This window comes from Aggregatilinea sp. (genome assembly GCF_036822615.1).
GTDB lineage: Bacteria > Chloroflexota > Anaerolineae > Aggregatilineales > Aggregatilineaceae > Aggregatilinea.
Map to the genome: position 1 here is coordinate 1 of NZ_DAISHJ010000056.1, position 13407 is coordinate 13407.

Genomic DNA, 13407 nt, shown 5'->3' on the forward strand with positions numbered 1-13407 from the left:
CCGTTTTCTCGCCGAGAATGGGGTGAGTTTTTTTGATCGGCGGCGGTATACTTGGCCTATGATCCTCGCGCCGCGCGAGGCAAACCCGATCGTTTCCCACAAAGGTAGAGACACATGGACTGGCAGGATCGCTACGAACCCCGGCGCGCGCCGGACCCCGTGCTGCGACTCATGACCGCCGACGACATCCCCGCTGCCGGGGACGTGCTGCACAGCGTGGGCTGGCGGACGGACGTCCGGCGCTGGGAACGTATTCTGTACTGGGAGCCGGAAGGCTGCTTCGCGCTGGACGAGCCGGGGCGCGGCGTGATCGGCACGGTGAGCACGACGACCTACGGCACGGCGCTGGGTTGGATCGGCATGATGGTGATCGCCGGGGATCGCCAGAAGCGCGGCTACGGTCGCCAGCTGATGCGCGCCGCGCTTGATTACCTGATCGCACGCGGCACGGAGCGCATCATGCTCGACGCGAGCGACATGGGCCGTCCCCTGTACGAAAGCCTGAATTTCCGCCCGCTGCACAAACATTACCGGTGGGAGGGGCGGGCCAGCACCTACCTCGGCCCGCGTGCGCGGCGGCTCGAAGCGGGCGACCTGGACGCGGTGATCGCGCTCGATACGCAGCTTTACGGCATCCCGCGCCCGCACATCCTGACGAAGCTGCTGGAGGATTATCCCGGTATGGCGTGGGTGGATGAAACGCGCGGCGGGCTTCAGGGCTTTTTGATGGCCCGGCAGGAAGTCGGGCATGGGGTCTACCTGGGACCGTGGATGGCGCTCACCGCCGAGTCGGGCGAGCGGCTGCTGCGTACGGCGCTGGAACAGTTCCAGGGCCAGGACGTGACGATGAATGTCTCGGACGTCAACGGGCGCGCGATGCAGATCGCAGAGCGGCACAACCTGCGGCGTGGTTCCGGCACGCAGCGCATGATTTACGGGGATGCCTTCCCGGTGCAGGGCGAGCCGCTGGCGGAGCTGTCCATCACGTCCTACGCGACGGGCTGAGCGATCAGCCCAGGCGGCCTTTGGTGTCGGGCGCGAGCAGCGAGAGCCGCTCGACCAGCAGCGGTAGCCCGATCAGCGTATGCCAGCCGCCCTCGTGCGGGCCGAGCGCCGCGCCGCAGTCCACCGACAGCTCGCTGACCATTGCATGATGCAGATAATCCGCGTGGATCGAGTCCGCCAGCGCGACGACGGGATACGTCGCCTTGAGCGCGGCGGGTCGATCCGCGTTCGCTTCACGCGCGAATGGGTTCTCGCGCATATCTTCCAGCGTGGGCAAAAACAGGTAGCCGCGCGGCAGCAGCGATCCCTCGATTTCCGCGATCACTAGCTCGATCTCGTTCGTTTCCAGCACGTGAATGCGTTCCACGAAGCCCGCCAGCGCCACTTCGCCGTCCCACGTCACCGGCTCGCCCGCGCGCCACACGGCCAGCGGCGTCCCGCCGGGGCGTCCCCACGCCAGCACGATCTCGTCCGGCGCGGCGTCCAGCGCGAACTGTCCGCGCGGCCCGGTCGCCTGCACGGGCTGACCGCCGCCTTCGATCCACAGCATGTCCTGCGCGTACGCGGGCACGCACCAATCGCCGCCAGAGGCCAGAGTTCCGGTGAAGGGGGGCATAGGGAGTCCTGTTCGATGCGGGTATGCATCCGGTAAAAAGACGAGCATTTCTCGTAGGGGCAGTTCACGAACTGCCCCTACGGATCGATAGTTCAAGGTCAGGTGAAAAAAACAGGGCAAGTTAGAAACCTGCCCCTACAAAATCCCGTTGGGTGCTGCCTGTCTCCCCTCTCCAATCAAGTTGGAGAGGGGCCGGGGGTGAGGTTTCACCGGCCACCGGATGCCGCCGATCAGCTAATGTTGTGCAGATCCTCAAGCGCGACCCAGCCCCGGCGCAGCGCGATCAGCGCCGCTTCCGTGCGCGAGGCCGTGCCCATGCGGTCCAGCAGTTCGATCAGCTCCTCGCCCACGATCTGCGGATCGAGCTTGAGGCGCTGCGCGATCTCGTCGTTGGTCTGCCCGGCGGCGATCCCGGTGAGGATCGCGTGTTCCAGCGTGGTCAGTACGTTCGACGTGACCTCGGCGCGGCCCACGAAGCCCTGCACCACACGTTCCGCCACGCCGTGCCCCAGCACCAGATTACCCTGCGCCACGTCGCGCACTGCCTGGACCAGCGCGTCCTCGCCAATGGTTTTCAGCACGTAACCGTGCGCCCCGGCGCGCAGCGCGCGCATAATGTACACGTCTTCGTCGCGCCCGGTCAGCACCAGCACCTTCACGTCCGGCCAGTTCGAACGGAGCTGCGGCAGAATGTCCAGCCCGCCCAGGCCGGGCATATTCAGGTCGAGCAGCAGCACGTCCGGCTGTTGATCCCGCACGACCTCCAACGCCTGATCGCCATTATCCGCTTCGCCCACCACGTTGATGTCGTCGTTCACGTCGAGGAACATCGCCAGACTGGTGCGCAGGATGCGGTGATCGTCGGCCAGAACCACGCGGATCGGGCCGGTGTGCGGCGCCTCGGCGGGCGCGGATAGCGGTGCGGACTCCGGCTCTGCGGCAGCAGGCTGGATCGTCGTGCGCGTGTCGGCCCCGCCGTCCAGAACGATTTGCAGGGCTGCTGCCATTTCGCCCGCCGTGGTAAAGCGATTCTGCGGCTCTTTTTCCAGCGCCTTGAGAATGACGGCTTCCAGCGCAGGCGGAATTTCGGGAGCCAGCTCGCTCGGCGGCTTGGGCGTCTTTTTGACCTGCTGGAGCAGCAGCACGCCGATGTCGTCCGCGTCGAACGGCAGGACGCCCGTCGCCAGCTCGTACAGCACGATGCCCAGTGAATAGAGGTCCGTGCGGTAATCGAGCTTGAGGCCCTGCGCCTGTTCCGGCGACAGGTAGGCGGGCGTGCCGATGATGCGGCCCATCGCGGTCAGGCGTTTGCTGTCGGGCGTGATCGCCAGCCCGAAGTCCATGATCTTGACCTGCCCGGACGGCGTGATGTGGATGTTGGCCGGTTTGATGTCGCGGTGGATGACGTTCTTCTGGTGCGCGTAATCGAGCGCGAGGCAGATCTGCCGCCCGTACTCTGCCACGACCTGCGGCGGGGAGGGGATGAACGAATAGAGCGGCTCGCCCTCGACGTACTCCACGATCAGGAAGTTCTGGTCTTTTTCCTCCCCGACATCGTAAATGCCCATGATGTTGGGGTGGTTGAGCTGCGCGGCGGAAAAAGCCTCGCGCTGGAAACGCTGGCGGGTGGTGCTGTCCACATAGGGCAGCAGCAGCTTGATGCCCACCGTGCGCTGCAAGCGCAGGTCCAGGCCCCTATACACGGCGGCGGTTGCGCCTTCGCCTACCAGTGCCTGAATTTCGTAACGGTCGTTCAGCTTGCGTCCGAGCATACCTGGCGGCTCCCCTGACAGCATAAACCCGTAGTGAGTTTACAAGCGACAGAGGGGATACGCAATACCGTTCGGGACCGGGCGCGGCCACCCGGCGCGGACTGGACGAACTGGACAAATTCCCCCAAGGCAAGCGGCGGTATACTGCGTCTGGTAAGGGTTGGGGCATCCCAAGGAGGGACCACTATGCCTGTGATTCAAAGTCGCCCTGCCGAACCGCGTGACGCGATGGTGATCGCGGCGATTTACAACGTGGGCATCCAGCGCCGCACGGCCACGTTCGAGACGCGCCTGCGCACCGGAGACGATATCCTGATGTGGCTGGACGATCCGCTCCATCCCGTGCTGGTGGCGGAAGACGACGGGCAGATCGTGGGCTGGGCGTCGGCCTCGACGTACCGCAGCCGGGCGTGTTACGAGGGCATCGCGGAGATTTCGATTTACATCGATGACGACCGCCAGGGGCAGGGCATCGGCAAGCAGCTTATGCTGGCGTTCATCGACGCGTGCGAAGAGGCGGGGCTGTGGAAGCTGGTGTCGCGCATTTTCGTGGAAAACGCCGCCTCACGCGCGCTGTGCCAGCGCTGCGGCTTCCGCGAAGTGGGCATCTATGAGAAACACGGCAAGCTCGACGGCGTCTGGCGTGACGTGGTGATCGTGGAGCGGCTGCTGCCCCGCAATCTGACGTGAACGGCAGGCGGCGCGCGTAGGGGCGTATTGCTATACGCCCCTACCGGAACTGTTTCTCTGGCGTCAATGCTAGGCGCGAGCGATCGACACCGTAGGGGTAGGGCTTGCCCTACCCGACTTTTCTCTCAGCGGGCGGGTTACAAACCCGCCCCTACAAATTCACCGGAGAATTCGTGTGTTTCCCCTCTCACAGCGCGGAGCGCGTGACGTCGGAGCAGTCGAACAGATCCAGGTCGAGGCGCGGCGGCTCGGTGCTCTGGTTCACGCCGTAGAAAAACGTGTCGGCGCGGCAGACGTAGTGCGTCCACGCGAACGGGTTATCCCACTTTGAGCCTTCGTGCTGGATCTCGTAGCGCGCGCGGCGCACCTGGGCCAGCAGCGTCTTGAGGTGAAACACCGGATCGTCCCGGTCCAGTTTTGGCCCCTGCCCGCGCGACCAGCCGATCTTGAGGCGGGTCGGCAGGCCCGGACCGCCCTGCCACGCGTCGTCGGGATACAGCCGCAGCATGATGGACCACATCTGGTAAACGGGGCCCTGAATCGAATCGGGGAAGCAGTTGATCTCCTTGAGCACGTTCGGGCGCAGCGGCGCGAGCAGCTCGCTGAGCGTCTGCTGGTCGGCGTTCGCGGCGGCGCGAGAGGGCGCCATCAAGCCCATCAGCGCGTCGTTGATCGCGATCTCGACACGCGCCAGACTGTTGATCGCGCGGCGCTGGTGGTCGCGCTGCTTTTTGCTGGTGCCGCCGGGGCCTTTGGTGCCGGGCATGAAATAGTCCTCGCCCCACTGAATGCCGAACTCCTGCACCATTTCCAGCCAGAACAGATCCTCGGTTTCCAGGTGATAGGTCGTGCTGTCCAGCCCGGCGTCCGGTCCAAAATCCGGCACGCGCCGCACGCCCCGGCAGGCGCGCGGAACCAGCCGCTCGACCGGATCGCCGCTCAGGGGCGACAGGCGATTCTCCGCGTCGGGATCGGCGGCGACCCAATCGGTGTTTTTGGGATCGCGTCCTGTCAGGCGCGCGCCGAACTGCGCGTCCCAGCGGCGGCCAAAGATGCGCTTGCCCTTCACCAGCGAGCCGATGCCCGCCAGCACCTTTTCGATGGCCGTGATGCGCGCCGAGGTGGGGATGCCTTCCGACGCCCAGGCGAAGTAGGACGCCTGCGATCCGCGCGCCACGTAGACGATCGGGCGGCCCTCGGCGGTGCGCTGGACGTCTTGCCACGCGCGGCGGTACCCGTCCTCGTGCGAGGCGTAACCGACGTCGCGCACGGCGCAGCCGCGCAGTAATTCCTCTTCGCCCAGCTCGCGCCCGGCCTCGATCACCCACGGCTCCAGGTCCACCAGCAGCGTGATCGATTCCCAGTCGCCCTCGTGGCGGTTGGCCCAGTCGTCGTAGTAGTAGTGCATCCAGTATTGCAGCGCCACGCGCGACCGCCGCACGTCGTACGGGCCGAAGGTCGAGGTCTGCGCGATTTCCGTCAGCGGCGAAAGCGTCTCGCGGTCCAGGGGAGCCAGCCCTTGCAGCAGCCGCCCGTAGATCACAGAGCGCGAGTTTTCCGGCGCTTCGTTCACCAGATACTCGAAATAGAGCCGCCAGTGTTTGAGGTTGTAGCCGCGAAAGCCGGGCAGATCCAGGCCGCGCATGCGTTTTGCCAGCCGCTGTTCGGCCAGCCGCGTCATCATGGCCGGGCGGATCTGCGTCTCGTCCAGCCCGGCGTAACGCGGATCGCTGCGATGCTCGGCCATCATCTCATGCAGGTCTTCGGCCTTGATGCCCTGCCGCGCGCGCTGGACTTCTTCCTCGTATGGCCGGGGATGGAACAGCAGGTCGGGACGGCGCAGCAGCAGGCGGCGGCGGTAGCGCACGCGGGCGCGGGCCAGCGTTAGCTCTGCGGCGCGGGGATGGTAGCCGCCGCGCACGGTGTAAATCGCGTCGCCTTCGTCGGGATAGGGCGCGTGGGTGGGGTCCTCTGGAAAGAGCACCAGCACCGGGGCGTGATGGCGCAGCAGAATTTGTCGTTCAGCAGGGACGAGGTAACCGTTTATGTCGGGCATAGTGCGTCTCTCCCTGGGTTGTGAGGCGGATCGTCTGGTCACGGTTGTACACCGGCATGCCGCGCCATGCAAGCCGTCTGCTAGGAGACGCGTTGTGGAAACCGGACCCGGCGCATCTAAAAAACAGCGGCGCGCTGAAATTAGCGCGCCGCCATAGGCTGCCCCGAACCGATCGCCGCCGGAGCGTGTTATGCGCTTTTCGAGCGAGAAAATAGACCCCTCATCACTTATTACGCTGAGATCGGTAGGGGGCGGGTTTCACACTTTTGAACTTTTAACTCCATGGCGGGTCACAGGCCCGCCCCCTGCAAAACCTGTTGAGAGGGCTTGCCTCCCCTCTCCAACTTGATTGGAGAGGGGATCTGCAAGCTCACAACAGCCGCTAGAGCAGCGATTTCGCCACGTCCAGCGCGGCGTCGAAGTCCACCTCGTTGTTCATGACCGGCACGTATTCGGCGTAGCGCACGACGTTGTCACGGTCCAGCACGAACAGCGATCGCTGGTTGATGCGCCACAGCGTATCGTACGCCGTAGTCCTGGGAGAACTTCATGTCCTTGTGCGTCGAAAGGTACTCGATGTGCTGCGTGCCCGTATCCGCCGCCCAGATCGGCCCCTGCCGTCTCGAAGCAGCGCGTTTGCGCCGCGCAGCAAAAAGCCCGGCGATCCGTATCGATCGCCGGGCTTCGGCTTGTTGTCGGGATTGGCGCTGTCCTCCACGTCCGCGATCCGCTTGGTGAACGGATCGGGTAGGGGCAGTTCACGAACTGCCCCCGATAGATCGCGGAGTCAGGCGCGCCCGGAAATGGCTACCAGTTGCGCGTGCCGGAGTAGTAGTAGGTGTGCTGGCAGTTCGGCTCGCTGGCGAGGGTGAGCGTCTGCGTCATCTTCAGCGCGTCGCCGCTGGTGAAGGTGAGCGTCATGCTGACCGTGCCCGTGCCGACTACGTTCGGCCCGGCGTACGAGTAAACGTTCGCCTGGATCTGCTGGAGGTAGTACGGGCTGGCCTCCATGCCCTTCCACATGATGCCGCCCTGCGCGGGCTGGATCGCCGCGAGGTGGTCGCAGAAATTGATCGCGGGCGCGCCGGAGCAGTCGCCGCTCATGTTGTCCGAGCCGGGGATCATCTGCCAGACGGAGTTGCCCGTCGGCGCGAGGTCCTCGATCGTGGTCATCGGCACTTCACCGTCGCCGGTCGGGGCGGACGGTGCGGCAAAGACCATCGGCGGCGCTTCGACTTCCACGACTTCGGTGCACGCACCCGCGCTCACCACTGCCGACTGCGCGACCCAGGTCGTCTGGTCGCCCGTGTCGAGTTCCCACCACGGCGCGCCGTCGGGATCGTTGGCCCAGCCGAGCACGCTGTAGCTGCGGTTCGGGTCCATGTACGCGATCGAGCCGCGCTGTTCGCCGGGGCCGATGCGCAGCGCGACGTCGGTCGAGCCGCCCGGCGCGCCGACGACACACGCCATGCCGCCCGGCAGCAGGCCCAGGGGAGCGCTCGCCACGTCCGCGAAGGCATACGACGCCTGAAGCGACGGTGCGCCCGCGGCGGTCAGGCCATCTTCGCCCGCCAGGGTCACCGCGACGGCGCTGCCCGCGGCGGCGTTCTGCGTCGTGCCATACGCCGACACGTCCGCTTCACCGCTGATCACGCGCACGTCGAGCGAGCCGTTTGCGCTGGCCGTGACCAGCAGCGTCGCGTCGGAGAACGAGACGGTCGCCCCGTTGATGATCAGCGAGACCGGTTCCTCGCCTGTGAACTGAAGCAGCAATCCGGGTTCGGACGCGGCGCACGCTTCGGACGCGGTCCCGCTGAGCGTGAAGATCTGGAAGGGCGAAACTTCCACGATCGCCGTGCTCGACGATACGTCGTCGGGAGCCAGGACCGGCAGCGTGGTCAGGTCGCCTTCCCACGAGATCACGCGGGTGAAGACCCACGCCGTCGTGCCGTTGTACTGCACGCGCACCCAGTCGCCCGCCTGGTTGCGGCCATCGGCGGTCATCTCGTCGCCGGGCTGCGCCTGGGTCACCATCGCGTACGTCGTGCCCGCGCCGCCGCGCAGGTTGATCGGCTCGTTCAGGCTGTTGGTGACGGTCAGGCTGGGGCCTGCCGAGGTCGTTTCCCCGGCTGCATCCGGGGCCGGGCGGGTCATCGCCGCGCCGCCCATCAGGATCGCTGTCACGGATTCGGTGCTGTCGGCAGGCAGGTCGGCGGCCAGCTTTAGCACCGCGACGCCCCACGTGCCCGCACCGGGATCGGCGGGATCGGTCGAGATGGTGTGCAGCGCGGCGAGGTCGGTAACGGTAGAGTCCGCTTCCGCCGCGACGGTTTCGATCCCCGCGCCGTCTACGCTGACGCCGGAGGTGCCGCCGCAAACCTGCCCGCGTGCGACATCGGCGCACGCCGCGTTGGCCGCGTCCGTCGCATCCGCGACCAGCGCCAGACATTGATCCGTTTCATCGCCCTGCGCCGCCGCCTGGGGCGCGGGCGCAAGAGCAAATTGACTCGTGAGTGCGGCGGCGAGCAAAATCGCCGCCAATCCGATAAAACTCCATCCTTTGCGCACAGTCATGATCTTATAGCCTCCGTTAAGGTCCCCGTCAGGTCGCAATAAAGGGTGGGATTGTCCGACCGGCACTTATATAATAAGGGCTTCTGGCGGAACGGTCGATAGTGAAGGAGTACGTTTATGCGCCGCATCCTTTCGCTGCTCTTGCTCATGGTGATTTTTGTCCTCGCTGCCGCCGCGTGCGCGGGTGAGGGCGATCCGGCGGACAGCGTCGAATCCTACATCAAGGCGAAAGCCGGGGCCGATGGCGACAAGCTGGTGAGCCTCGCCTGTAAAGACTTTGAAGCACAGGCCGCGCAGGACGCGCTCTCGTTCCGCTCGGTCAAGGCGGAAGTGCAGGACCTGTCGTGCAAGAAGTCCGGCGACGACGGCGACGCCGCGCTGGTGACCTGCACCGGGCAGATCGTGGCCGAGTATGACGGCGAGACGCGCAGCCAGGACCTCAGCGAAACCACGTACAAGGCCGTCAAGGAAGACGGCGAGTGGAAGGTCTGCGGCGCAGAATAACACACCGCCCGATCTCCTGCATTGCGTAAGGGCGGAGCTTGCTCCGCCCGATGTTCGGCGTGTTTCGTAGGGGCATATTGCAATACGCCCCTACGCTCGCCAACGACTACGACGGTTTTCCCGTAGGGGCAGTTCACGAACTGCCCCATATACAGCACGGTAATCATGCCAGCAGCGCGATAGGCGATTTTGCTTTTCGTAGGGGCGGGGCTTGCCCCGCCCGCTGCTAGTAAAGCCGGGTAGGGCAAACCCTACCCCTACGCACATCCGACCTGACGATTTGCTCCCTGATTGCCTGTTCATCGTAGGGAGTAAACGCCTGTCCATCCGTTAACTTGGTGCCCATGGGGCGTATCGCATACGCCCCTACTTGCGCGACGGTTTCCCGTAGGGGGCAATTCATGAATTGCCCCCTACGATGCGTTCGGGTTTTTCTTACCCTTCGTCCGCGCTCACGGCCTGCATCACCGCGTCAAGCGCCTCAAGCGTCAGCAGGTTGCGCGTGCTGAAGCCGGATTGCAGCGCCTCGTCGGTGAAGTGGGCGACCTGCTCGTCTTCCGGCGTGGTCATGTGCGTCGTGTCCACCGGATCGACGCCCTCGTCCGGCAGATCGGCCAGCGCGCGCGACAGATTGATCAGCGGCATGTCGTAGTCCTGCGCCACCTTGACGACGATCTTGTTGAACAGCTCCGTCTGCTCCGGGAATTCGGGGCGGGTCGGGAAGGTGCTCAGCACCGGTAGCGTGCCGTTGCGGATCGTCTCCGCGACGATGGAGCGCAGGAAGAAATCGAACTGCGACGCGTCGAGGTACTGCACGTCGTTGGTGCCGAACATGATCAGCGCCACGCTGGGCTGCGCGATGCGGAATTCGCAGCTCAGCGGCGTCTCGCCCGAGTCGCAGAATTCGGGGTTGGCCCACATGCTGTCCACGATGCTGGCGGTGTTGAAGCCGCCCGCCGCCGCCTGACTCTTGCGGTTGAAGGCGTTGATGTCGCTGGACGTATACTGGTCGATCACCGGCTGGAGATCCTCGTACTCGCCCAGGTCATAGTTGCCGTCGCCGATGTCGATCAGGAAAAACGGCGTGTCGGTCATGCAGTCGCCCACCTTCGAGAAGACGGCGGGGTTCATGCCTGCCGCGATGCCCTGTTCGTAGACCAGCCGCGCCTGCGCGCTGATCTCCGGCAGGATCGGGATCTCGGCCAGGTCGATGGACTCGACCGACGCCGGGTCGAACTCACCCAGCACCGGGTCCACGACCGGGGCCAGGGTTGGCTCCTCGGTGGCATCGCCCTGCGCGGCAGCGGGCGTGCTTCCGGCGCTCATCGTCCAGGCCAGCGCGGCTATCAGCAGCAGTGCGGCACATCCGGCAGCGTAAAACGCCTTTTTGAACATATTCGTCTCCATTATCCGCAGTTGGCGGGAAGTCTACCGTGCATCCAGCAGCGTGTAAAGTTATAGCGCGGCGGGGCGCGGACGCCACCCATTTTGCCTGACGCTTCGCACACGATTGCACACGGTCGCGTGTGTGGGGGCGCTTCATAGTCCGAATTGGCACGAAAGGAGATAGAACCGTGCACGACAGGCTCGATCCTGCGCCCCTGGCCGGGCAGCGGGTTAGCGTGATCGGATCGACCGGCTCCGGCAAGACCACCTTCGCTCGCACGCTGGCCCAGCGGCGCGGCATTCCGTGCGTCGAACTGGACGCGCTGCACTGGGGACCAAACTGGACCATGCCGCCCACCGACGAATTCCGGGCGCGCGTCGCGGAGGCGCTCAGCGGCGAGCGGTGGGTCACGGACGGCAATTATAGCAAGGTGCGCGACGTGATCTGGGGCCGCGCCGATACGCTGATCTGGCTCGATTACCCGCTGCCGGTCGTGTTCTGGCGCCTGACGAAACGCACGCTGCGCCGGATTGTCACGCAGGAGGAGCTGTGGGGCGGCAACCGCGAAACGTGGCGCGGCCAGTTTTGGGACCGGGACTCGCTGTTTCTGTTCCTGCTGCGCACCTACCGGAGCCGCCGCCGGACGTTCGAGGCGCTGATCGCGTCGCCGGAGTACGCGCACCTGACGGTGGTGCGGCTGCGGTCTCCGCGTGCGGCGGACCGGTGGCTGGCGCGGGTGTAGAGGAACCGGATAGGGCCGGGGGCGAGGCGTTTTGTGCTCGCCCTCATGCTCCATTATTCCGTTTTTGTAGATCGCAGAGCGTTTAAAAACGTTTAACTTCCGGTGGCATGCAAGAATCGTGCAGGTTAACGAGTTTTAACCTGTAAATCTCCACGTTACCGCCTGCGAAAATTGAATGCATCCCGACTACCGCCTGCCAGCCCGAATGGCCTATACGCGCAGAAGAATGAATCATGATAAAATGCGAAGTCATGCGGGCGAAACTACTTTCTTCTCTCTTTATTCTTCTGCTGCTGGGCGTTGGGGTCACGGCGATACACCTGCCGCCGACGCTGGCGCAAGGCGATTCGCCGGTGGCGGCCCTGACGCCGACGCCGGTCGTGATGGCGATCCCCGGCCCGGCGGGCAACCAACTGCCGCCCGCGCCCCTGGCGAACCTGGACGGGTCGCCGGTCGTCATGCACCTGCCGTTCTCGGATACGTTCAACAGCGAACAGGGCTGGTTTTACGACGGGCAGTGGCGGCTCGATTCGCAGTCGGCCTACGACGGGACCGGCTGGTTCATGGACGGGACGCGGCGCAACAGCACAAGCACGCTGACGTACTTGCCGTATATCGACCTGACCGGCATCTTCAGTACGCAGCTCACCTATCGCCAGAAGGGCTTGCTGCCCGAAACAGACTTCATCGCGGTCGATCTCAGCCTCGACGGCGGCCTGACCTGGATCATGGTCGATCAGCAGATCGGGCTGGATCAGGATTGGGCCATGCACGCCGTGGACCTGACCGAATATCGCGGGCAGGTGATCCGGCTGCGGTTCCGCGTCAGCACGGGGCAGCAGCTCGTGTTCGACCAGCCGGAGACCGGCGGTTACTGGATCGACGACCTCAACATCCTTTATGCGACGTTTTCCGTGGCGATGATCGCGGAAGCCGAGGCCGCCGAAGCGCCGATCGGCCCGCCCGCCAACCTGACCGAGATGGGGCTGCACCTGATCGTCGGCGCGCAGAAGTCCCCGGTGGTCGATCTGGCGACGCGGCTCGAAGAAGCGGGTCACCCGCTGGGCACGGTCAAGGGAACCAGCGGCACGGAAGATATTCTGAACGCGGTCAAAGAAGCCTCGCCCGAAACGACGATCGTGTACCGCTCGCTGGTGAACGGCGACGGTCGCCAGGACTGCCCGAACGTCTGGCACGCGCCGGACGTCGAGGCGCAGCGCTGGCTGGACGAGCTGGCCCCCTATTGGGCGAAGGTCAACGCCGATTACTACGAACTGATGAACGAGTGCAACACCATCCCGATCGACTGGCTGGTGTCGTTCTCGATCGAGTCGATGCGCATCGCGGGCGAGCGCGGCCAATGCCTGCTGCTGTTCTCGTTCACGACCGGACAGCCGGAAGTGAGCGCCTTCGCGCAGCTTGCGCCCGTGTACCAGTACGCGCTCAACCACCCGTGCCAGCCGGGCCGGATGCACGGCGTCGCGCTGCACGCGTACGGCGTCCAGCCGACCACGCTGGTATCGGAATCGGGCATCTACCTGGGGCTGCGCCACCGCCTGTTTTACACGGCGCTGCTGGCCCAACTGCCGGACGCGATCCGCGTGCCGGTGTACCTGACCGAAGTCGGCGCGGGCGACGGGCGGCACCAGTTTAGCTGCCAGGACATCGCACGCGACGTGACGCAGTACACGCAGGAACTCGAATACGACCCGTATATCTGGGGCTTCCACCTGTGGAACATTGGCCCGCCGGGCACACAGACGGGCGACTGGGTCGATCTGACGGTGTGCCTGCCGCTGCTGGGCGATACGCTGCTGAGCTACTACGGCGCGCAGTAGGCTCTGCCAACGAATCAAATGGGATTGTTTCCCCTGGCGTCAAACCAAAACACCAGTGGTGATAACCGTAGGGGTGGAGCTTGCTCTACCCGTTTTTTCGCTTAACGGGCGATGCAAGCATCGCCCCTACGAAAAGCACAGCAGTCCATTTTTCCCGTGATGGGGCTTAACTTAATGCGCATGGGTTTCTAACCCACCCTGTTTTTTGTCCGGATTTAAAAGT

10 protein-coding genes are annotated in these 13407 nt (G+C 64.9%); 5 read left to right on the plus strand and 5 right to left on the minus strand.

Features of this window, described 5'->3' with window-relative positions; all coding sequences use genetic code 11:
• Window positions 1-114: 114 nt before the first annotated feature.
• Entirely contained in the window at window positions 115-1005 is an 891-nt protein-coding gene (locus tag V7116_RS15440; RefSeq protein WP_324392843.1) for a GNAT family N-acetyltransferase, read from the plus strand.
• Between the two features lie 4 nt (window positions 1006-1009).
• Here V7116_RS15440 and V7116_RS15445 read toward each other — a convergent pair whose 3' ends face one another.
• Together V7116_RS15445 and V7116_RS15450 are read right to left on the minus strand one after the other, a co-directional pair.
• Entirely contained in the window at window positions 1010-1621 is a 612-nt protein-coding gene (locus tag V7116_RS15445) for a hypothetical protein (RefSeq protein ID WP_324392844.1), read from the minus strand.
• Window positions 1622-1851: 230 nt separating this feature from the next.
• Window positions 1852-3393, minus strand: a complete 1542-nt coding sequence (locus tag V7116_RS15450) for a protein kinase domain-containing protein (RefSeq protein ID WP_324392845.1) — start codon at window positions 3391-3393, stop codon at window positions 1852-1854.
• A 186-nt stretch (window positions 3394-3579) separates the two neighbouring features.
• On the opposite strand from V7116_RS15450, the gene V7116_RS15455 reads away from it, so the two are divergent.
• Window positions 3580-4083 (plus strand): arsinothricin resistance N-acetyltransferase ArsN1 family A, encoded by a 504-nt coding sequence (locus V7116_RS15455; RefSeq protein WP_324392846.1) that lies wholly within the window; start codon window positions 3580-3582, stop codon window positions 4081-4083.
• Between the two features lie 187 nt (window positions 4084-4270).
• Here the strand turns inward: V7116_RS15455 and V7116_RS15460 are convergent, their stop codons facing one another.
• Entirely contained in the window at window positions 4271-6139 is a 1869-nt protein-coding gene (locus V7116_RS15460) for a hypothetical protein (RefSeq protein ID WP_324392847.1), read from the minus strand.
• A gap of 807 nt (window positions 6140-6946) precedes the next feature.
• The gene (locus V7116_RS15465; protein ID WP_324392848.1) at window positions 6947-8713 is read right to left on the minus strand and encodes an SH3 domain-containing protein; all 1767 of its coding nucleotides are present in this window, start codon (window positions 8711-8713) and stop codon (window positions 6947-6949) included.
• Between the two features lie 117 nt (window positions 8714-8830).
• Between V7116_RS15465 and V7116_RS15470 the strand changes: the two genes are divergently transcribed.
• Window positions 8831-9217, plus strand: coding sequence for a hypothetical protein (locus V7116_RS15470; RefSeq protein WP_324392849.1), 387 nt, complete (start codon window positions 8831-8833; stop codon window positions 9215-9217).
• A gap of 435 nt (window positions 9218-9652) precedes the next feature.
• On the opposite strand, the gene V7116_RS15475 is transcribed toward V7116_RS15470, so the two are convergent.
• Window positions 9653-10612 (minus strand): SGNH/GDSL hydrolase family protein, encoded by a 960-nt coding sequence (locus V7116_RS15475; protein WP_324392850.1) that lies wholly within the window; start codon window positions 10610-10612, stop codon window positions 9653-9655.
• 179 nt (window positions 10613-10791) lie between these two features.
• On the opposite strand from V7116_RS15475, the gene V7116_RS15480 reads away from it, so the two are divergent.
• Window positions 10792-11346 (plus strand): hypothetical protein, encoded by a 555-nt coding sequence (locus V7116_RS15480; protein ID WP_324392851.1) that lies wholly within the window; start codon window positions 10792-10794, stop codon window positions 11344-11346.
• Between the two features lie 251 nt (window positions 11347-11597).
• Window positions 11598-13184, plus strand: coding sequence for a hypothetical protein (locus tag V7116_RS15485; protein WP_324392852.1), 1587 nt, complete (start codon window positions 11598-11600; stop codon window positions 13182-13184).
• Window positions 13185-13407 lie beyond the last annotated feature (223 nt).